This is a genomic window from Nocardiopsis protaetiae (genome assembly GCF_045446735.1).
Classification (GTDB): domain Bacteria; phylum Actinomycetota; class Actinomycetes; order Streptosporangiales; family Streptosporangiaceae; genus Nocardiopsis; species Nocardiopsis protaetiae.
In genome coordinates, this window is the sequence record NZ_JBJJBV010000034.1 from 23004 (window position 1) to 42346 (window position 19343).

26 protein-coding genes are annotated in these 19343 nt (G+C 72.7%); 17 read left to right on the forward strand and 9 right to left on the reverse strand.

What is annotated here, in order from left to right:
* Window positions 1-17: 17 nt before the first annotated feature.
* From ACJOT3_RS08220 to ACJOT3_RS08245, 6 genes are all read left to right on the forward strand, one after another.
* On the forward strand, window positions 18-476 hold the full coding sequence (locus ACJOT3_RS08220; protein WP_406970496.1) for a hypothetical protein: 459 nt from the start codon (window positions 18-20) through the stop codon (window positions 474-476).
* Between the two features lie 15 nt (window positions 477-491).
* Complete coding sequence (locus ACJOT3_RS08225) at window positions 492-1157, forward strand: helix-turn-helix domain-containing protein (RefSeq protein WP_406970498.1); 666 nt, start codon at window positions 492-494, stop codon at window positions 1155-1157.
* 60 nt (window positions 1158-1217) lie between these two features.
* Window positions 1218-1748, forward strand: coding sequence for a VOC family protein (locus tag ACJOT3_RS08230; protein ID WP_406970500.1), 531 nt, complete (start codon window positions 1218-1220; stop codon window positions 1746-1748).
* A 41-nt stretch (window positions 1749-1789) separates the two neighbouring features.
* The gene (locus ACJOT3_RS08235) at window positions 1790-2281 is read left to right on the forward strand and encodes an FBP domain-containing protein (protein WP_406970502.1); all 492 of its coding nucleotides are present in this window, start codon (window positions 1790-1792) and stop codon (window positions 2279-2281) included.
* A gap of 270 nt (window positions 2282-2551) precedes the next feature.
* Window positions 2552-2968, forward strand: a complete 417-nt coding sequence (locus ACJOT3_RS08240) for a hypothetical protein (RefSeq protein WP_406970504.1) — start codon at window positions 2552-2554, stop codon at window positions 2966-2968.
* Window positions 2965-3396, forward strand: a complete 432-nt coding sequence (locus ACJOT3_RS08245) for an ATP-binding protein (RefSeq protein WP_406970506.1) — start codon at window positions 2965-2967, stop codon at window positions 3394-3396. Before ACJOT3_RS08240 ends, ACJOT3_RS08245 begins: the two co-directional genes overlap by 4 nt.
* Here ACJOT3_RS08245 and ACJOT3_RS08250 read toward each other — a convergent pair.
* Genes ACJOT3_RS08250 through ACJOT3_RS08260 form a run of 3 tightly spaced genes read right to left on the reverse strand, consistent with a single transcriptional unit; the run spans window position 3331 to window position 5024 of the window.
* On the reverse strand, window positions 3331-4251 hold the full coding sequence (locus ACJOT3_RS08250) for a GNAT family N-acetyltransferase (protein ID WP_406970508.1): 921 nt from the start codon (window positions 4249-4251) through the stop codon (window positions 3331-3333). The two genes, ACJOT3_RS08245 and ACJOT3_RS08250, sit on opposite strands and share 66 nt — an antisense overlap.
* Before the next feature lie 5 nt (window positions 4252-4256).
* Window positions 4257-4790 (reverse strand): NUDIX hydrolase, encoded by a 534-nt coding sequence (locus ACJOT3_RS08255; RefSeq protein ID WP_406970510.1) that lies wholly within the window; start codon window positions 4788-4790, stop codon window positions 4257-4259.
* Between the two features lie 42 nt (window positions 4791-4832).
* A complete protein-coding gene (locus ACJOT3_RS08260; RefSeq protein ID WP_406970512.1) occupies window positions 4833-5024 on the reverse strand; it encodes a hypothetical protein in 192 nt (63 codons plus the stop codon).
* 191 nt (window positions 5025-5215) lie between these two features.
* Between ACJOT3_RS08260 and ACJOT3_RS08265 the strand changes: the two genes are divergently transcribed.
* The 7 genes from ACJOT3_RS08265 to ACJOT3_RS08295 all read left to right on the forward strand — a co-directional run bounded on the left by ACJOT3_RS08265 (window position 5216) and on the right by ACJOT3_RS08295 (window position 10422).
* Entirely contained in the window at window positions 5216-6427 is a 1212-nt protein-coding gene (locus ACJOT3_RS08265; RefSeq protein ID WP_406970514.1) for a helix-turn-helix domain-containing protein, read from the forward strand.
* A gap of 94 nt (window positions 6428-6521) precedes the next feature.
* Window positions 6522-6914 carry a hypothetical protein gene (locus tag ACJOT3_RS08270; RefSeq protein WP_406970515.1) on the forward strand — a complete coding sequence of 131 codons (393 nt, stop codon included), beginning with the start codon at window positions 6522-6524 and terminating at the stop codon, window positions 6912-6914.
* Between the two features lie 269 nt (window positions 6915-7183).
* Window positions 7184-7342, forward strand: coding sequence for a hypothetical protein (locus tag ACJOT3_RS08275; protein WP_406970517.1), 159 nt, complete (start codon window positions 7184-7186; stop codon window positions 7340-7342).
* A gap of 44 nt (window positions 7343-7386) precedes the next feature.
* Window positions 7387-8964, forward strand: coding sequence for an asparagine synthetase B family protein (locus ACJOT3_RS08280; RefSeq protein WP_406970519.1), 1578 nt, complete (start codon window positions 7387-7389; stop codon window positions 8962-8964).
* Between the two features lie 13 nt (window positions 8965-8977).
* Window positions 8978-9499 carry a GNAT family N-acetyltransferase gene (locus tag ACJOT3_RS08285; RefSeq protein ID WP_406970521.1) on the forward strand — a complete coding sequence of 174 codons (522 nt, stop codon included), beginning with the start codon at window positions 8978-8980 and terminating at the stop codon, window positions 9497-9499.
* Complete coding sequence (locus ACJOT3_RS08290; RefSeq protein ID WP_406970523.1) at window positions 9496-9696, forward strand: hypothetical protein; 201 nt, start codon at window positions 9496-9498, stop codon at window positions 9694-9696. The genes ACJOT3_RS08285 and ACJOT3_RS08290 overlap by 4 nt, the downstream gene beginning before the upstream one ends.
* A 147-nt stretch (window positions 9697-9843) precedes the next feature.
* Window positions 9844-10422 (forward strand): GNAT family N-acetyltransferase, encoded by a 579-nt coding sequence (locus tag ACJOT3_RS08295; protein ID WP_406970525.1) that lies wholly within the window; start codon window positions 9844-9846, stop codon window positions 10420-10422.
* A 54-nt stretch (window positions 10423-10476) separates the two neighbouring features.
* On the opposite strand, the gene ACJOT3_RS08300 is transcribed toward ACJOT3_RS08295, so the two are convergent.
* The 3 genes from ACJOT3_RS08300 to ACJOT3_RS08310 are packed head-to-tail and all read right to left on the reverse strand — an operon-like array spanning window position 10477 to window position 12606.
* Entirely contained in the window at window positions 10477-11139 is a 663-nt protein-coding gene (locus tag ACJOT3_RS08300; RefSeq protein WP_406970527.1) for a DUF6518 family protein, read from the reverse strand.
* A gap of 7 nt (window positions 11140-11146) precedes the next feature.
* On the reverse strand, window positions 11147-11989 hold the full coding sequence (locus ACJOT3_RS08305) for a bifunctional 5,10-methylenetetrahydrofolate dehydrogenase/5,10-methenyltetrahydrofolate cyclohydrolase (protein WP_406970529.1): 843 nt from the start codon (window positions 11987-11989) through the stop codon (window positions 11147-11149).
* Window positions 11986-12606 carry a cyclodeaminase/cyclohydrolase family protein gene (locus ACJOT3_RS08310; protein ID WP_406970531.1) on the reverse strand — a complete coding sequence of 207 codons (621 nt, stop codon included), beginning with the start codon at window positions 12604-12606 and terminating at the stop codon, window positions 11986-11988. Before ACJOT3_RS08310 ends, ACJOT3_RS08305 begins: the two co-directional genes overlap by 4 nt.
* Before the next feature lie 271 nt (window positions 12607-12877).
* Here ACJOT3_RS08310 and ACJOT3_RS08315 point away from each other — a divergent pair, with 271 nt between their 5' ends.
* Window positions 12878-13738, forward strand: a complete 861-nt coding sequence (locus ACJOT3_RS08315; RefSeq protein WP_406970533.1) for a MerR family transcriptional regulator — start codon at window positions 12878-12880, stop codon at window positions 13736-13738.
* Between the two features lie 22 nt (window positions 13739-13760).
* On the opposite strand, the gene ACJOT3_RS08320 is transcribed toward ACJOT3_RS08315, so the two are convergent.
* Window positions 13761-14414, reverse strand: a complete 654-nt coding sequence (locus tag ACJOT3_RS08320; RefSeq protein WP_406970535.1) for a response regulator — start codon at window positions 14412-14414, stop codon at window positions 13761-13763.
* Entirely contained in the window at window positions 14411-15646 is a 1236-nt protein-coding gene (locus tag ACJOT3_RS08325) for a sensor histidine kinase (protein WP_406970537.1), read from the reverse strand. Before ACJOT3_RS08325 ends, ACJOT3_RS08320 begins: the two co-directional genes overlap by 4 nt.
* Window positions 15647-15808: 162 nt before the next feature.
* On the opposite strand from ACJOT3_RS08325, the gene ACJOT3_RS08330 reads away from it, so the two are divergent.
* Both ACJOT3_RS08330 and ACJOT3_RS08335 read left to right on the forward strand, forming a co-directional pair.
* Window positions 15809-16762 carry an ABC transporter ATP-binding protein gene (locus ACJOT3_RS08330; protein WP_406970539.1) on the forward strand — a complete coding sequence of 318 codons (954 nt, stop codon included), beginning with the start codon at window positions 15809-15811 and terminating at the stop codon, window positions 16760-16762.
* Window positions 16762-17580, forward strand: coding sequence for a hypothetical protein (locus ACJOT3_RS08335; protein ID WP_406970541.1), 819 nt, complete (start codon window positions 16762-16764; stop codon window positions 17578-17580). The genes ACJOT3_RS08330 and ACJOT3_RS08335 overlap by 1 nt, the downstream gene beginning before the upstream one ends.
* A gap of 6 nt (window positions 17581-17586) precedes the next feature.
* On the opposite strand, the gene ACJOT3_RS08340 is transcribed toward ACJOT3_RS08335, so the two are convergent.
* Entirely contained in the window at window positions 17587-18438 is an 852-nt protein-coding gene (locus tag ACJOT3_RS08340; RefSeq protein WP_406970543.1) for a helix-turn-helix domain-containing protein, read from the reverse strand.
* A 112-nt stretch (window positions 18439-18550) separates the two neighbouring features.
* Here ACJOT3_RS08340 and ACJOT3_RS08345 point away from each other — a divergent pair, with 112 nt between their 5' ends.
* Window positions 18551-19153, forward strand: a complete 603-nt coding sequence (locus ACJOT3_RS08345) for an NADPH-dependent FMN reductase (RefSeq protein ID WP_406970545.1) — start codon at window positions 18551-18553, stop codon at window positions 19151-19153.
* Window positions 19154-19343 lie beyond the last annotated feature (190 nt).

The window sequence follows — 19343 nt, forward strand, 5'->3', positions numbered from 1 at the left end:
GCACCGAGGAGCCCACCATGGAAGACCTGCTGCTCTCGATCCACGTCCTCGCGGGCATCGTGTTCATCGGCGGTTCGGCCGTCGCCACCAGCCTGTTCCCCCGCTACGTTCCGGTCGCCGTCCCCGTCGGCGGGCCGCCGTCCCAAACCACCGAGCGCAGTCGGAACACGGCCCTCGCCCTGCACCGCATCACCCGCGGCTACGCGCTCGCGGGCATCGCCGTCCCGGTGGTGGGCATCGCCCTGGCCCTGGTCCAGGGGCGGATGGCCGAGCTCTGGGTGAACGTCGCGATGATCCTCACCGCCGCCGCGGGCGTCCTGCTCGCCTGGCAGATCCACCCCCGCCAGCGCGAGGCGCTGCGCGAGCCCGGCGAGAAGGCGGCGCTGGGGCGGCTGTCCATGTGGACCGGGTTCTACAACCTGCTGTGGGCGGCGGTCGTCGTGCTCATGATCGTCCGCCCGGGCTCGGCCACCTGACCTAGGATCGGAAGGGTGTACAAACTTGAGTACCGCGAGGACGACCCCTTTCTGAGCGCGGTCTGGTACGCGGAGGTGACCGAGCCGGGGGCGTACCTCGACCCGGCCACCGAGTACTGGGGAATCGCGTTCACGGTCTGCCCGGACCGGTCGACGCGGGTCGAACTCGCGGGGCCGCTGCCCGCGCCGCACACCCTGCCGGGGGTGCCGGGGGAGCGGCACTGGGGGGTGGAGCTGCGGCCGGACATCGTGGTGACGGGGTACGACAAGGCGGCGATGGTCGGGGCGCTGGTGCCGTTGGCGGTGGTGGGGGACCGGTTCGCGCTGGCGGGGCGGCTGCACCGGGTTCCGGCGTTCGACCGGCTGGTGGGGTTCGTGCACGGGCTGGCCGAGTGTGGGGCGCTGCGGGTGGACGCCGACACCCGGCGGATGCTGGGCGGGGACTTCGGCGGCTGGTCCGAGCGCAGCCGGCAGCGGCGGATCAAGGCGGTGACGGGGCTGACCCGGGTGCGGATCGACCAGGTGGTGCGTGCGCGGGAGGCGGCGCGGGCGCTGCGTTCGGGGCTGACGCCGGGGTACGTGGCGGCCGAGCTGGGGTACTCCGACCAGGCGCACCTGACCCGGTCGCTGGTGGCGCTGCGGGCGGAGCGGCCTTCGCGGCTGCGGCCCGGTGGGCCGTAGGGCGGCGGGTTGGCGGGAATGTTCAAGACCCGGTCGGCGGTCCGGGCGCAGACTCGGGGCATGGATACGAAACCGGCGGCCCCTCAGGGGTCCGCGACCGTCGACCCGTTCATCATGGCCGACAGGGCGCCCGAGCTGATCGACTTCATCGTCGACGTCTTCGGGGCGCGGAACGTGCACGAGGCCCGCACCCTGGACTCCGACGGGCTGGTCCTGCACGCGGAACTGCGGCTGGGGGACTCGCTCATCACCGTGGCCGACCGCAAGCCGGACTGGCCGTTCACGCCCTCGCTGCTGCGGGTGTACGTGGACGACGTGGAGGCGACGCTGACCCGGGCGAAGGCGCGCGGGGGGCGGGTGGTGACGGAGGCCACGGCGTTCTTCGGGGACGTGTTCTCCCGGTTCGTGGACCCGCAGGGGAACCTGTGGTGGGTGTACAGCCACACGCCCCAGGAGGAGACGGCCTGGGAGGACACGGGGGACGGCGGGGAGGACTGGACCTCGTTCACCGGCCCCGGACTGGAGTACATCCACGCCACCCTGCTGGAGGCGATGCGGTCGCTGCGCGATCCCAGGACCAGCGGAAACTAAAGCCATTGCCCGGCCGGAGGGTCGCTGTTAGCGTCACAGGAATGATTCCCGTGACGGAGAACGAGATCCGCGGCTCGTTCATCAACTGCTCCAAGGGCGAGGCCAAGCGGCTGAACCTCCCGCGCGATCTGGGCTCCCAGCGGTGGGAGGACCTCGACTTCCTGGGCTGGCGCGACCCGATGGCGCACGAGCGCGCTTACCTGATCGTGGAACGCGGCGACGGGCCGGTCGGTGTGGCGCTGCGGCTGACCGCTTCCGGGAACGGGGCGCGGCGGGCGCTGTGCTCGGTGTGCGTGACCAGCCGCCAGGGACCGGGGGTGGCGCTCATGGTGGCGCCGCGCGTGGGGAAGGCGGGGCGCGAGGGGAACACGATCGGGCTGCACATGTGCTCGGACTTCGCGTGCTCGCTGTACGTGCGGGGGCTCAAGCAGCCGGAGCCGGGTGGGCGGTTCGAGGAGACGCTGACCACCGAGGAGAAGGTGAAGCGGCTGGAGGAGAACCTGCACGGGTTCCTGGACCGGCTGACGCGGTAGACGTATCGAGGAATGGGCGTGTCGACTTACCGACACGCCCATTTTTCATTCAATCCCACCAAAATCCCCAAATCACCACTTGTCACACTTTTCCAACCACCCTGACCTGGCCACATGAAATCCCCTCCAGAGAATTCGAAGAAAAACTTCCCACCTCGAACCCCTGTGCCCTAGGGTGACCCCATAACCGAAAAAGAGTGACCCCGCGACGCCTAGTAAGCGCCCGGGGTCTCGGCCAGCATCAACCCCTTCAACACAAGGAATGCCAGCGTGCACCAGCTTAGTGCCACGCTCCTCAGGGCTGTTTTCGCCCTGCTCCGAGCGCTGTTCACCGCCCCCTCCGGCCGCCACCACCGTCGCCGCGCCTCCCGCGTGCGCCGCTACGCGAACCCTGGCCCGGCCGTACGCCCCCTGCCTCCCGCGGTTCCGCGCCTGTCCGAGCCGCGCGAGATCTTCCCGGCCGACGACCTCCCGCTCGTGCGGCCCTACTACACCGCCCACGAGCAGCAGCGCCGTCAGGCCGCCGCGACCGCCCGCCTCCAGCAGTGGACCGCGCCCCGCATCCCGGCGCCCCGCCCGCCCGAGGGCGACCTCCTGGCGTCGCCCCCGGTCACGTTCGACGACCTGGCCAAGGTGACCCGCGTCTGGATCGCCCAGCAGGAGCAGAAGGCGAAGGTGGGCGCATGACCCCCACCCGCCTCTGGCGGCACCACCTCTACCCCGGCGACCTCGCCCGCCTGTCGCAGGTCCGCCGCGACCTGCGCGCCGACCTCGCCGAATTCCACGAGGACCTGGCCGACACCCTCGTCCTCTGCGGCAGCGAACTGTTCGCCAACTGCGTGAAGTACACCGCCTCCGGCCGGGGCGGCGGAGTCGTCCGCACCCTCTGGCTGGTCTCCGACCGCTCGCTGACCCTGGGCTTCACCGACGACGGCCTGTCCGGCACCGTCCCGGCCATCCCCCGCTCCCGCACCTCCACCGAGTGGGACGAGGCCGAGGGCCAGCGCGGATTGCTCATGGTCGAGGAGTTGTCCACAGCCTGGGGATACTCACCCGTCTGCCCCTTCGGCGACCTCGGCACCCACACCTGGGCCACCTTCACCCTCACCGGCTGAGGCCAACGGCAGCTCGTACCGGCTGACCCGGGTGGCGGGACCTCCCCCGCCCCGCTGCCCGGGTGCGCCGCGCACATCCACATCCCCGCGATGCTCACAACCCCGGGCCTCGTAGTACGCCCACAGCCCCCAGTTCGAGCCGACACAGTCCAGCCGCAGGAACGCAGCGCCCTCCCGCCGCGCCTCACCGGCCACCCAATCCAGGATCACGGTTCCCAGCCCGGCGACCCGCCGCCGCACCGCCATCCGGTGCACGTAGCCCGCCTCACCTGCGACATCGCCCCACAGGGGGTCCGCCCAATCCAGCGTGACCGTTCCGCACACCTCACCGGCAACGGTGGCCACCCACGTCTCACCCCGAGCAATCGCGGGCGCCACCCACTCCGCTTCAAAACACCCAGGCCACTGCCGAATTTCCCGCCCCCGAAGCCACCCCGCCGCCTCGTCGAGCACCCCCGGAACGCCACCGATCGCCCGCCGAAAACCGACCGCGACCCCGTTCCAAAGCACCATCCCGAAATCCTCCCGCCCCTTTCGGCCATGGCCCGGCCCGGCCACCCGCCCGAAGCAGAACCCCGCCGACAGCGGGTAGATGCCCCAAAGGGCGGGCGCACCCGACGCCCGCCAGAAGGGAACCCAACGTGCACAGGTCCAAGGGCGGTCCGAGCGTAGGCGGCCGGAGTTTCGACCCCCTCGACCCGGCCCCGGCACCCCCGCCCGAGCCGGAACCGGAAAAGGACGGCGTCGAAGGCCGCAAGCCCGGCGCCTGACCCCCACCCCGAGTGCTCGGCCGGACTTTCCCGGCCGAGCACCTTTCACGTTCCGGCATCCAAGGCACCCGGGCCCCCGATCCATGTCGGTCAGGCCGGGCGTCCCACCCCATAGAGGTACGTCAGCGCCGCCACCGACGTACCCGAGACCAGCTTCCGCTCCCCCACCAGCTTCGGCACATCGGCGAGCGGCACCCAATCGATGCGCTCCGCCTCCCAGTCCTCCGCCGGGTCCCCCACATGCTCGGCGGAGTCGGCGAAGAAAACGTGGTGCTCGGAGTCCGAGATCCCCGGAGTGGGCTGCACGTACAGCAGCGGGCGGAGCGGCCCCGGCCGCCACCCGGTCTCCTCCAGCACCTCACGCGCCGCCGCGTCCTCGGGCGCCTCGCCCTCGTCGATACCGCCGATGGGGATCTCATACGCCCACGTGTCCGGGATGAACCGGTGCCGCCACTCCAACAGCACCTCATCGGCGGCGTTCATGACCACGGCGCCCGCGCCCGGCGCCGACCGGATCAGCCGGTGCTCCAGGTGCCGTCCACCGGTGATCTCCACGTCCGCGACCCGGATGTCCAACCACCGGTCCCGGTAGAGCTCCTCCTCGGAGTGAACGGTCCAGCGCACGGTTACTCCCCAGCCTCAGCGGCACGTGACGGTGCCACCCAATCACAGGCCCGGCCGCAACTCCGCATCGCACTGCTCCGCGAACTCCCGCACCTCAGGCTCCGCCGACCGCGACGCCAGCGCGCGCCGCACCGACCGCACCCGGTCGTGCAACCTGCCCGACTCCATGCCCTGCACCCGGTCCAGCATCGCCCGCGCCGGCTCCAGCGCCTCATCGACCCGGCCGCCCCGCACGACCCCACGCCCCCCACGAGAACCGTCTGCCCTCCTGGCGCCAGGTCATCGACACCGTCAACGGCCTCCACCCACACGAAAGGCGGCCTGCCTTCCCCGAGCAGCGATGACGGTCACGGATCGGCCGCGCCCCTGACACGACGAAAGCCCCGCCCTACTCTGGGAATGCGACCGATCAGGAAGGCGGTGCCATGCCTGTTGAGAACACCGAAGAGACCATCGGCCAACGCGTAGCCCGGCTGCGCAAGCTCCGCGGCCTGACACAACACGGACTCGCGGCCCGCAGCCACGTGTCACGCAGTCTGATCGCCAAGGTCGAGAGCGGGCACGGCCTGGCCACCCCCGCGTTCATCGCCGCCGTCTCCACCGCCCTGTCCGTGGACCCGACCGATCTCTCCGGGCAGCCCTACCGCGGCCAGACCCCCGCCCGGGACCGGGTCCACGCCACCATCCCCGACGTCCGGAGGTCCCTCGACGCCGTGGACGTCCCCCCGGACCTGGGCATGGAGCCCCGACCGGTGGCGGCCTTGGCCAAGGAAGTGGAACGGCTGCGTCAGTGCTCGCTCAACGCGCGGTTCCTCGACGTCGGCGCATCGCTCCCTGCGGTCCTCACCGAACTCGCCGTCCATGCCCATAACAGCGACGCCCCCCGTGTGTGGCGGCACATCAACGCCGCCCAGGCCCTCGCCGCGTCCATGGCCCGGCGGCTCGGCTACATGGACCTCGCCGCCACCGCCATCAAGGACGCCGCCACCAGCGCGGCCCGCGCCGACGATCCCAACCTGCCCGCCCTGGCGCTACTTCCCCGGGCTCTCATGATGATGATGTACGGCTCATGGATGTCCGGGCTGCACCTCATCCGCACCGCCGCCGAGAGGGTCGACGACGCCACCCCGCAGGCACTCGCCGTCCATGGCGCCCTCAGCCTCCGATCCGCGATCCTGTCCGCCCGCGGTACCCAGACCGGCAACACCACCGCATCCCAGGCATGGGCCCACCATGAAGCCGCGGTCGAAGCCGCTCAGCGGCTCCCCGCGCGTGCCCCGGATTTCTACGCGTTGCAGTTCAACCCCGCGAACGTGGCCATCCACGGGGCGGCGGTCGCCGTGGAGATGGGCGACCACGACGAGGCCCTGCGCCGAGACGCCCTGATCTCCGAGCAGGTACTGTCGGCCCTGCCCGCAGAGCGCCGGGCACACCACGACATCGACATGGCGCGGGCTCTGGTCGAGGCCGGCAAGCGGGAAAAGGCGCTGGGACGCCTGGTGACGGCGGAACGGGCCGCGCCGCAGATGACCCGGTACCACCCTTCGGCCCGCGCGGTCGCGGGACACCTGGTCGACGTCCACCGGGCCGTTCCCGAACCGCTGCGCGGCCTGGCCAGGCGCATGCAGATCGGCTGAGACGAGTCAAGGGCCCCGGTGTTCCAAAGCGGAACACCGGGCTCCTGTGCGCTCCGTAACGTCGCCCTCACCACGACTTCCCCTGAGGTGAGCGATGACGAGCGACCAGCGCGCGATCGAGCGCGCGGCCCTGTACGGGCACCCGTCCGCGATCGAGGTGATCGCGGCCGACCACCCCGACTGGCAGATCAGCCGCGACGACCACCACGGGCCCTGGCGGGCCCGGCGCGGCGAGACCACACTGACCGCCGACAGCCCGGCGGGACTACTGGTCAAACTTGACTTCCAGGAGCTTTCCCGCCTCCAGGCCGAGCACACCGGCCGCTGGAAGATCTGGCGCACCACCCGCTACTGGATGGCCACCGCCCTGGCCGACGACGTCGAACCCACCCTGATGGAGAAGACGTCCACGGCCCTGGAAGCACGCATGCGCAACCCGCACGGATGGGGCAACCGCCCCCTGAACGGCGAGGCGGGCGGGCGGTGACCTTCGAGGAGTTCGCGCGACTCACCGCTCCCCGCACCCCGCAAGCCCCTCGGCCCCGCACGGCAGAACGCCCTCCACTTCCGGGCCGCACCCGGTCAAAGGGGGAGGGATCGGCGCCCGGGCCGATCACACGGAGCCCGCTCGGCATCGACGCTGTCCGCCCCGGACTCGGACAGGCCATCGACGGCTGACATCCCCCACACGTACCCGGACCTCTCCGAGTACGTGGTCCACCTCTCTCGGAAACCACAAGGAAAAAGGAGAACACGGTGAACGACTTCACCCCGCCGCCCGCGAGCGAGCAGATGGCCGGCCTGTTCGTCGCGACCGCCCGCGCGGTCGTGCAGACCCCGGCGCAGAGCCACGAGTACAAGAAGTCCTCGGGGTCGGGCGACGCCGCCCACACCTACGACACGACCGCCCGCTGACCACCTGATCCGCTGAACAACGCGCACCCCGGAGCAACCTCCCCATGTTGCGATTGCAGTTGACCCCCTACAGCGAGAATCCGACCTGGCAGTGGTCCGGGGCGCGCTACAGCACCCTCGACCGGCGCAGCAGGGTCGAGCCCTTAGACCACCCGATGGTCGAGCACCTGGCCGCGACCGACGGGCACCGGACCCTGCTCGTGGTCCGCGAGCGCGTCGCCGACCGCCCGGCCTGCGACCCCGGTGTCCGCGCCCTCACCCCCGCCGGGTACGACCGGGCGCTCGATGCCGTCGCGGGCTGGCCGACCGACTTCGTGCTCGTGGAGGCCGAGCCCGGGCTGCCGGTGCGCGTCACCGCCGGATCGGCCCGGACCACGCCCCTGTACCTGGCCGCCGACGACACGACCCTGGTCGGGTCCTGGGACATGGCCGACCTTCGCGACCATGCCACCGGTATCAACCCCAAGGAGGCCGCCCGGCTGTTGATCTACCGGCCCCGGTACTCGTCGGAGACCCTGTACCGGGGTGTGCACCGGCTCACCGAGCGCGCGGTCGCGCACTTCGGCGGGTCCCTGTGGATCACCTACCCCGAGCCCGCCCTGCACCGCCTGCCCAGGGAACTGGTACCGGACGTCGATGTCCTGGGCGCGTTCATCGCGACCATGGACACGGCGATGGACCGCCGCCCCTGGGTTGAGGACACCACCCTGTTCCACCTGACCGGCGGGTTCGACTCGGGCACCGTGGCCACCCGGGCCGCCGAGCGGCACCCCGGCCGGTTCCCCACGGCCGCCCTGCTGATCGGCGGACCGGGGCGTGAGCAGCAGATCCGGCGCCGCGCCGAGATGCGCTCCCGGGTGCCGTTCGCCGAACCGGATCTCGTCGTCGACGCCATGCGCCATCTCCCGCTCTCTCCCGACTGCCCCTGGGTCAACGGGCTCGTGGTCGACCCCACCGAGGAGCCCCTGCACCGGCCCTTCGCGGAGATGGCCCGGAAGGTCGCCGCCGGCGGAGCCCGCACGGTGGTGACCGGTCTCGGCGGAGACGAGATGGTCGCCCTCACCCAGGAGGAAGAACCCCACAAGGGGCTCGGCGAGATCACCGATGCGCACCTCCTCCCGTGGATCGGGCCCCGTGTCCCCGGCCTGTTGGAGTTCGCCGACGACGGCATCGCGCCCCCGGCGCTCATCAACTCCATGACGCTGCTGACGCTGGAGACCACCGCACCCCTACTGCTGAGGCACGGGCTGTGGCCGATGCACCCGTTCGCGGACCCGGACATGGTCGCGCTCGGCGAACAGCTCCCGTTCGCCTGGCGGGAACTGAAACAACTCCAGCGGCGCCGTCTGGCGACGCTCGGCATGGGTGAGGACGTCGTGCACCCGGTTGAACGGGAGTCCTTCGCCGAGGTCATCGAGGCGTCCCTCACCACCTACGCGCCGAAGCTGTTCGCTCGTATGCTGGCCGAGGGATCGCCCCTGTTCGAGGAGGGTCTGGTCGACCCCGACGGGCTGCGCACGGGCATCGACCGCCTGGTTCCCGGGCGCTACGTCGAAGAGCGTGACGCGAAGATCCTGGAAGTCCTCAGCCTGCACCTGTCCGCCACCGCCTTCCTGCACTGAGAGGACACCGTCAGTGTTCACCATGCGCCCCGCGACCGAGGCGGACACCCCCGGAGTCGCGTCGATGATCACCGCGCGCTGCGACTGGATGGAGCAGCGGGGGCTGGAGTCCTGGCGGGAGAACGTCGACGATCTCGCCGGTCAGGCCGCGGCCGGGTTCATGTGGGTACTCGAAGCCGAAGACCGTGTCGTCGGGTGCACGACGGTGACGACGCACGCGCCGCCGAAGGACTGGACACCCGAGGAGGCCGACGAGCCGAGCCTGTACCTGTTCACGACCGTGACCGACCCCGCCTACCGGGAGCACAGGCCCGGCACGATGATCGCCCTGTGGGCGGTCGACCGGGCGGCGCGGCAGGGTCGCCGGTGGGTGCGGCGGGGATGCTTCTTCCCCGAGCTGGCCAAGTACTACGAGACCCAGGGGTTCACCCTGGTCAAGGAGCAGGACCGGAGCGCAGGACACCTGTACCTGCTCGCACGCCGCGCGGAACGCCTCGACCTCGGGCGGCTGGGACTGACCCTGACGAACTCATGACCCTCGACCACCGTCTCCTCACCCGCGCCCCGGGCACCGAACCCGCCGACCACGACACCCCCGCGCGGATCGCCGACCTGCTCGCCCAAGTACCGCGACACCGGTTCCTGCCACACACCTACTGGGACGAAGCCCGCACCCGCCACGACCGGATCCAGCGACACGGACGGGTGGCTGCGCGCCGCACCCCGGCCTGAACCCTGAGCCCACCTCCCGTGGGCATCCCCTACCCGGCCTCTGCACGCCTGGATCTCGGTCGACGGAGCCCCTGTCGCCGAACCCCCGAGCACGCTGCGCTGCGCGAAGCTCCTGACCATCCCTTCCGAAAAGAAGTAGGGACACACATGCATGACGAGACCGCCCCCTGGATCTGGCTTCGCGGCGACGTCGCGGGCCTGGGACCACTCCGGGAAGACCTACTCGAAACCTACTGGCGCCTCGACCAGCAGATCACCACGATCGTGGGCTACAACCGGCAGAGCCCGCAGCCGGTGAGGACCACCCGGGCGATCCTCGTCGACGGCGGGAGCCCCGACGAGATCCGCTTCACCATCTACGACGTCACCAAGGCCCCCGAGATCCCGGTGGGGCTGGCCAAGGTCGCGATGGACACCGCCCGCGGCAACGCCGAGTACATCGTGTCCATGGACCCCGAGCACCACGGACGGGGTATCGGTGCCGAAGCCACCCGGCTCGTCCTGGACTACGCCTTCCACGTCGCGAACATGGCGTGTGTGTGGCTCACCGTGCTCGAACCCAACATCGGGGCGATCCGGGCCTATGAGAAGGCCGGGTTCAAGCAACAGGGCATCCGCCGGGATTCGAACATGTGGCTCGGCGAGCGGGTCAACGAGGTCCACATGGACGCGATCCCCGCCGATTTCCCGGGACCCTCGCTGGTCAAGCAGATGTTCGACCGATGACCTCCACCGGGAGGCGGTCACACCCCCGCGCCACTTCCCGGACGGGGCGCCGTCTCAGAAGCCGCCGCCGGCGCGCCACAGCAGGACCGGCGCGAACACCGACAGGGTGCCGAACAGGATCGTGAACGGTACGGCGATGACCAGGGCAAGGACCCGGGGCGCGAGGCCCCGACAGGCCAAGAGCACCAGGGCGGCGGCGCACGCGTCGAGAACGTAGGCGCGCGGGTCGGCGTGCTCCGTCGGGTGGGTGCCGGCGCTGTACCAGAGGTGCACGGGGGCGAGCAGCAGGCCGATGACCAGGGCCGCCGCCGTCGCGCGGCGGAGCGGTTTGCCGTCCCGCAGCCGGTGGCCCATGAGGCCGAGCAGTGCCCCGAAAGCGAGGGCGATGACCACCCAGGCCCGGTACTCCAGATCGTTCTGGGCGTAGTCAATGAACCGGACCCCCACGAAGTGGCCGAGCACCCCGCCCAGCAGGGCGGTCACCCCCGCCAGCGCGGCCGGTCCCGGCCGGGGCGCCGACCACCCCGCCAGCACCGCGGGCACGACGAACAGGCCGTACGAGGCCGCCGGATACTCGTTGAATTTGACCACGTACAGAGCCGAGAGCGCCCCGCACACCGCACCCAGGACCACAGCCGCGAGCGGCGGGGCCCACGGGTGGCGGTCCCAGAACACATGCGGGGCGGGCGGCCGTGGCGAGTCGTCCGGTCCGGGCATCCGCCGGTCAGCGCTGCGCCGCGTCCACCGTGTGGCGGAGCAGCAGCGCCGTGGTCACCGGGCCCACGCCGCCCGGGACCGGGGTCAGCGCGCCCGCCACCCCCGCGACCCCGTCGGCGTCGACATCGCCCACCAGGCCGCCGTCCGGGGTGGGGTTGGTGCCGACGTCCACCACCACCGCGCCCGGGCGCACGTGGGCGGCGCCGAGCAGACCGGCACGCCCCACCGCCGCCACGACCACATCGGCGCGGGACGTCACCGCGGCCAGGTCCCTGGTCCGCGAATGGCAGACGGTCACCGTGGCGTTGCGGTCCAGCAGCAGGTGCGCCACCGGCTTGCCGACCACGGTGGAGCGCCCGACCACCGCGACCTCCGCGCCCTCCAGCGGAACCCCGTGGTGTTCCAGGAGGGCGACCACGGCCTCGGCCGTCGCCGGCGGGAACGCGGGGATGCCCGCCGCCAGCAGTCCCAGCGATTGCGGGTTGGCGCCGTCGACGTCCTTGCCGACGTCGATGAGCCCGACCAGCTCGGAGGCCCGCACCCCCGGCGGCAGGGGCGTTTGCAGGATGATGCCGTGCACGTCCGGGTCCCCGTTGAGGTCGCCGATGCGCGCCTTGATCTCCTCGGCCGTCGCGTCGGCCCCCAGGTCGGCGATGTCGCAGGCGATCCCGGCCTTCTCCGCCGCGCGGGCGATCGAGCGCACGTACCAGGCGCTGCCGCCGTCGTCGGTGGCGACCACCACCGCGAGTTCGGGGTGGACGCCCGAGGCGACGAGTCCGCCGACGCGGGCCCGCACCTCCTGGCGGATCTCGGCGGCGAGTTCCTTGCCGGACAGGGGAACGGCGGTCATCGGGAGATCACCTCGCGCACCCGGGCGGTGATCTTCTCCACCGCCGCGGAGATGTCGTCCACCTCCGCGGCGACGGCCCGCAGGTCCGCGCGCCGGTCGGGGTCCTCGACCCCCGCCAGGTTGATCTCGATGTTCACCCGGCTGGTCGTCGCCGCGGCGCGGGCGGCCTCGGCCGCGGCGGCGATGTCGGTGACCACGTTGGGGTTCCCGATCGGGAGCAGCGCCTCCGCCAGGGCGACGATCTCCCCGGATACGGCGATGACCTCGGCGGGCGGCACGGTCGCCCCGACCGTGGCCTCGGCGATCGCGGCCGACCGGGCGGCCTTGTCCGCCTCCGTGTCCCGGGGCAGCTTGTAGGCGGCGGCGACGTCGCCGAACGCCGTCTCGTCCTCGGCGGCCAGGCCGAGGGCGCGTTCGGCCAGGGCGTCGGCGCGCCCGGTGATCCGCTCGATCTGTTCGGCATGCTGGGCGTACTTGGGCCCCGAGGTGTACCGCGCCACCATCGCCACCAGGGCGGCCCCCTGGGCCGCGTGGAGCGCGGCGGCCGCCCCGCCTCCCGGCGCGGGTTCCCGGGCGGCCAGCCTGTGGAGGTAAGCGCCTATCGGTTCGTCCCGCACGTGCGACCACCCGCCGTCTCGGCATCAGAAGGAACGTTCCGATCCTTCCACAGGGCCGCCGACCCGGCGGGTCCGCATCGGCAAGTCGACATGTCCGTACGCCCGGTCCCTGGTCACGCCCCTCGGGGGGCCTTCGGGTCGGTGGGCGAGGAAGAAGGCCTGCGGGCCGGAGCGCGGCCGGAACCCCCTCGGACCAGGTCCACCGGCGAGTCGGCGAAGGCAGGGGCTGCGGGGTTGACCTTCTGGTAACTGCAGGGCGCAGACTCGACGCATGCTCTCCATCAAGGACTTCAGCGAGATGTGCCGACTCTCGCCACAGACGCTCCGCTTCTACCACGCCGAAGGGCTCTTGGTCCCCGCCGAGGTGGACGAGCGGACCGGGTACCGCGGGTACACGTTCGACCAGATCGAGACCGCCATGACGGTGATGGCCCTGCGGGGGACCGGGATGAGCGTCAAGCTCGTGCGGCGGGCGCTGGACGATCCCGAGGCCGCCGCCGGGCTGCTCGGCGAACACGTCGAGGAACTGCGGCTGAAGCGGGCCGCGGAGGACGACGCCATCGCCACCGCGCGCGAGCTGTTGGCCGCGCGGCCGGAGGTGCGGCGGGGCACCGCTCCCGGCGGCGTGGTGCTGACCGCGGTCGCTCCCGATCCCGCGGACCCGCCCACGGAGCTGGAGGACGACGTGTGGGGACCGACCATGGCGGTCGTCGCCGCGACGGCGCGCGAGCTGACCGCCGTGGCGGAGGCACACGGCGTTCGGGCCACCGGGCCGACGTGGGCGTCCATGACCCGGGAGACCGAGGAGCAGCGGCGCCGGTTCAACTCGGCGGAGGGGCCCGTGTGGCGGGTCGAGCTCCCCGTCGAGGGCGACAGCGCCGCACTGGTCAAGTTCGACGAGTGGGTCGAGGTGCGGGAATCCGAGTCCCGCGAGGAGCTGTCGGTGTTCCTGCCCGGCGCCCAGTCCATGGCCAAGTACGGCACCGCCCTGTCGATGCTGTCCGCGCACCCCGCCGGGGACATGATCATCGACATGTCGGCGATCCGCCTGGTCCTGCACGAGGACGGGATCGAGACCTCCCTGGGCCTGCGCCCCCTGGCGGACTTCATGGAGGAGGACGTCCCCGCCTAGGAGGACGTCCCCGCCCGGCCCGTCACTCGGACGGCCGCTCCGGGGCCCGCAGCCCCGCCTCCCGCGCCAGCAGTCCCGCCTGGGTGCGGTTGGTGAGGTCGATCCGGGTGAGCAGGCGCGACACGTACCCGCGCACCGTGGTCTCCGCCAGGAACAGGCGCGCGCCGATGTCCGCGTTGGTCATCCCCTCCGCCAGGCACCCCAGGATGTCGCGGTCCCGGGGGCTCAGCCCCGCCACCTGTTCCCGGGCCCGCGCCGACCCTCCGGCACGGCCCGTGAACCCGCCCGCGACCTCCCGGGACAGCACCGCGTGCCCGCCCGCCGCCACCCGCACCAGGCCGACCAGTTCCTCCATCGGGGTGGACTTCACCAGGAAGCCCGCCGCGCCCGCCGCCAGCGCGCGCACCACGTGGGAGTCGTCGGCGAACGTGGTGAGCGCGACCACCACCGGCGGGTCGGGCAGGGCCGCGATGCGCTCCGTGGCGGCGATCCCGTCCACCCCCGGCATCCGCAGGTCCATCAGCACCACGCGCGGCCGGTGCCGGAGCACCGCCTCCACCGCCTCCGCCCCGTCGCCCGCCTCGCCCACCACGCGCAGCCCCTCCGCCGCGCCGAGGATGACCCGCAGGTGTTCGCGGACCATCGGCTCGTCGTCCACGAGCACCACGTCGATCACCGCTGTTCCTCCGACTCTCCGTTCGGCAGGGGGACGACGACCGCCACCCGGAACCCGTCGCCGTCCCGGCCCGCCCGCAGGGACCCGTCCAGCATCTCCACCCGGTGCCGCAACCCCTCCAGCCCGGTCCCGGTCCCCTCGATGAGGGGACCGGCCAGGCCGTCGTCCACCGGGTTCTCCGCCTCCACCAGCACCGCGTCGCGTTCGCGGACCACCCTGAGCCCGACCGCCGCCCCCGGCGCGTGCTTGCGCGCGTTGGTCAGGCACTCCTGCACCACCCGGTGCAGCGCCCGCGCCACGTGCGGCGGCAGCCCCGCGAGGTCGCCCCGGACGGCCAGGTCCACCCGCTGCCCCGCCTCCTCCGCCTCGCGCACCGGTGCCAGGAGGTCGGGGGCCTCCGCCACGGACCCGAAGGACACCGGCGGGTCCGGCCGTACCGAGGCCGGGTCGTTCAGGACCCCCACCATCTCGCGCAGCTCGTCCACGGCCTTCCCGCCCGCCGCCCGGATCCGATCGGCGATCTCCCGCACCCCCGGGTCGGCGGACGTCGAGGCCAGCGCCCCCGCTTGCAGCACGATCAGGCTGACCTGGTGCGACACCACGTCGTGCATCTCCCGGGCCAGGCGCCGGCGCTCGTCGATCCGCGCCCGCTCGGCCAGCAGCGCCCGTTCCCGCTCCTCCTGCCGGGCCCGGTCCCTCCTCGCCTGCGACAGCCGCCCGTACAGGGCCAGCGACGCCCCGCCCAGCACGGGCGAGGACGCGTTGAGCGCCTCCACGAACGCGAACCCCTCCGTCCCGCTCACGATGGCGATGAACACCGCGTAGCCGACGAACGCCGCCGCCCCTGCCACAGCGCTGCCCGGCCCGCGGGCCCTGCCGACCAGGTTCGCCGCCGCCCAGGCCAGCGCCAGGACCGGCCAGATCAGCCCGCCCGCCAGAGCCAGCTCCCGCCAGCCCGTGTCGGACAGGTAGGGCGACACCGCCAGGAGGACCACCGCCACGGCGACGGCGCCCGGGAAGCGGGGGCCCAGCGGCACCAGCACCACCGACGCCCCGGCCATGACCGCGACGCCGGCGAGCACCCACAGGGGTTCGGCGTCCTCGATGACGGCCAGGCAGAAGACGCCGTTGGCCACCGCGAGGAACACGAAGACACCGACGAGCAGCACGGTTCCCCACCGGGCCCCTCGGGGTGCCCGGCCCCGTGCCGGGGACTGCGCCTGATCGCTCATGGCCCCACCGTAGGCCGCGGACCCCACGACGGCCCCGTTCCGGCCCGGATCGACAACATTTGTCATCCCTCCTCCCCGCGTTCGGCGCTCACCCCGCCCCGCCCCCGAACGGTTGCCTGGTGGTGACGGACGACAGGCAGCAGGCGACGAAGGGCGGACGACGTGATCGAAGTCGAGAACCTGAGCAAGCACTACGGCCGGACCCGGGCCGTGGACGACCTGACCTTCACCGCCCCCTCCGGCAAGGTCACCGGCTTCCTGGGCCCCAACGGCGCGGGCAAGAGCACCACCATGCGGATGATCGTCGGCCTGGACCGCCCCACCGGCGGCCGGGCCGGGATCGACGGCGTCCGCTACCGGGACCTGCCCTCCCCCCTCCGCACGGTGGGCGCCGTCCTCGATACCGGCGGGGTGCCGCGCGGCATGACCGCCGCGGCCCACCTGCGCTGGGTGGCGGCGGCCGCGCGGCTGCCCGACCGGCGGGTGGACGAGGTGCTCGGCACGGTCGGCCTCTCCGACGTCGCCGGAAAGCGGGTGGGCGGCTTCTCCCTCGGCATGCGCCAGCGGCTGGGCATCGCCACCGCCCTGCTCGGCGACCCCGGGACCCTGCTGCTGGACGAGCCGGTCAACGGGCTCGACCCCGAGGGGGTCCGGTGGGTGCGCACGCTGATGCGGTCGCTGGCCGCGGAGGGGCGCACCGTGCTGGTCTCCAGCCACCTCATGGGCGAGATGGCCGAGACCGCGGACCGGGTGGTCGTCATCGGCCGGGGGCGGCTGATCGCCGACACCACCGTGGCGGACCTGGTCCACCGGGGTGCGGGCGGCCGGGTCCGGGTGAGCGGACCGCGGCAGGAGTCGCTCGCCGCCGTCCTGCGCGACCACGGCTGCACGGTCGAGACCGGGACGACGGCCGATGACACGAGCGGTACCCCCGCCCTGGTGGTCACCGGGGCCGAGGCCGCCGACATCGGGGACCTGGCCGCGCGGTACGGGCTCGCGCTGCACGAGCTGACGGCTCAGCGGCCCAGCCTGGAGGACGTGTTCATGGAGATCACGGGCGACAGCGCGGGGCACGTGTTCGCCCCGGCGACGACCGTGGCGGGAGGGGAGAAGTGATGACGGCGGTACAGGAGAACAGGCGGGACACCGGACGGAACGCGGCCCCGGGGTTCGGGTCCGTCCTGCGGTCGGAGTGGCGCAAGTTCCTCGCCACGCCCGCCAACCGGGTCATGCTGGTGCTGGTGTTCGTACTCACCATCGGCATCACCGTGCTCACCGTGGTGTTCGGCGACAGCGCCGCGCTCGCCCGCGAGCAGGCGGAGGGCGAGTACGCCGTCATCTTCTTCGCGGGCGGGTTCGGCACCCTGGCCTTCGCGGCGCTGGCGGGGAACACGGTGGCCTCGGAGTTCCGCGGACCCGCGGTGTACACGCTGACCGCGACCCCGCGCCGGTGGCGTCCGCTGCTGGCCAAGCTGGTCATCGTCACGGTGCTCGCCCTGGTGGTGGGCGTGGCCGTGGCGCAGGTGAACTTCCACGTCAGCCAGGCCGCCCTGGGCGCGGCGGGGGAGTCGGCCCTGAGCCTGGGCGCACCGGGGATGCTCCGGGCGACGCTGGTGTACATCCCGGTGGGGATGGCGGTGCAGGCGGTGCTCACCGCGTGCGCGGCCGCGGTGCTGCGCAGTGGGGCCGGGGCGTTCGTGACCGTGGTCCTGCTCAACATGCTGCCGGTGTTCACGGCCCCGCTCCTGGGGGAGTGGTGGATGGAGTCCGTGCCCCGGTACACCTACGGCGCGGCGGTGGAGAGCGTCGCGGGCATCGCCATCCCCGGCACGGAGGGGTACACGCCCACGGTGGTCGCGGTGCTCGTGCTCGGCGTGTGGCTGGCGGTGTTCGCGGCGGCCGCGGTGACGGTGTTCGAACGCCGGGACGTGTGACCCCGGTCAGCGGTCCGCGACCACGACCGCGTCCGCCCGGTCGCGCAGGCGCGCGGCGGCGGCCTCGGTCGCCTCGTCGGCGGGCAGCAGGACCAGCACCTGCTGGTCCCCGGCGGACAGCTCCAGGAGCTCCCGGTGCCAGCGCAGCGCCCCGGCCGCGGGATGCGCCACGGCCAGCACCCCGCGCCGGGGGAGCATGTGGCGCTGGAGGCGGTCGGTGAACTCGGCCCCCGCCACCGGGGCGAGCTCGGCGCCCATCCACTCGGCGGACTCGCGGGACGGCGCCGTCCACAGGTCGAAGGCCTGCTCGTCGGCGACGGTGCCCCAGTCCGGGAACAGCTCCCGGGCCCGGGGGTCGGTGAACACGTACCGGGTCAGGTTGGGGAACCCGCCGTCCGCCCCCGTCTCCTCCAGCAACCCCGTCCCGGCGAACACCGCGTCGAACCCGCGGGTGCGGGCCAGCAGGTCGCCCAGCCGGTTGGTGACCGCCGCGGCGCCCGGCTCCAGCAGCCCCAGGGTCCGCAGGACGGTCGGCGGGACCTCCCGGTCCGGCGGCGCGGGCCGGTTGTGGGAGGGGCAGCCGCCGCCGGTGATCTTGGTGAGGTAGAGCATGTGCCCGCGCTCGGACGTGTCGAGTCCGAGCGCGTCGCCGATCGCGTTCACCACGGCGGGCGAGGGGTTGTTGTCGCGCCCCTGCTCGATCCGGGTCAGGTATTCGACGCTGATCCCCGCCAGGGAGGCCAGGTCCACCCGGCGCAGGCCGGGGGAGCGGCGGCGGTGGCGGGCCGGCAGCCCGAGTGCTTCGGGCTGGATGGCGTCGCGCCGGGCCCGGATGAAATCGCCCAGAGGAGTACCCATGCCACGATCCTAGGTCGGGCCCGCCGGCGGGTCACGGCCTCAGGGTGGCCCTGTGGGGGCCAGCCTGAACACGGCCTGTTCCCGGCTCCGACCAGGGCGGATGGTGGTGGCCATGGACAACACCACGCACACTTTCAAGCTCGTGATCGTCGTCGGCAGCGTCCGTGAGGGCCGGTTCGGCCCCACGGTCGCCTCCTGGGTCGCCGACCAGGCGAACGCCCACGGGGCGTTCGAGGTGGAGGTCGTCGACCTGGCGGACTTCGAACTGCCGCTGGCCCTGCCCGCGATCCCGCCCTTGATGGCGGGCGACGCGTACCCGATCCCGCGGACCCTGGCCCCGCTGACCGGGGCGCTGTCGGGCGCCGACGCGTTCATCCTGGTCACCCCCGAGTACAACCACAGCTACCCCGCCTCGCTCAAGGCCGCCATCGACTGGCACTTCACCCAGTGGGCGGCCAAGCCGGTCGGGTTCGTCAGCTACGGCGGCGCGGCGGGCGGCCGCCATGCGGTGCTGCACCTGGAGAACGTGCTGACGGAGCTGCACGCGGTGACCGTCCGCGACGGCCTGTCCTTCCCGAAGTACTACTTGAACTGGGAGGACGGCCTCCCGCAGGATCCCGAGGCGCAGACGTACGCCAAGGCCATGCTGGAGCAGCTCGCCTGGTGGGCAGGCGCGCTCAAGGCCGCCCGCGCGGTCGCCCCCTACCCCGGCTGACACCGCACGACGAACACCTTCGCCGGTTCGGCACCTGCGCCGGTGAGGCGAGGTGCGGCCGGGTGGGCGGGACGCCCCGCACCATCCGCGCGGCGGCCCCGCCACGACGCCGGGCGTGTCCGGCGGATGCCCGCCACCGGTTCGGCGCCCGCACGGGTGACGCGGGAGGCGGCCCGGCGGGGGCGGTGGG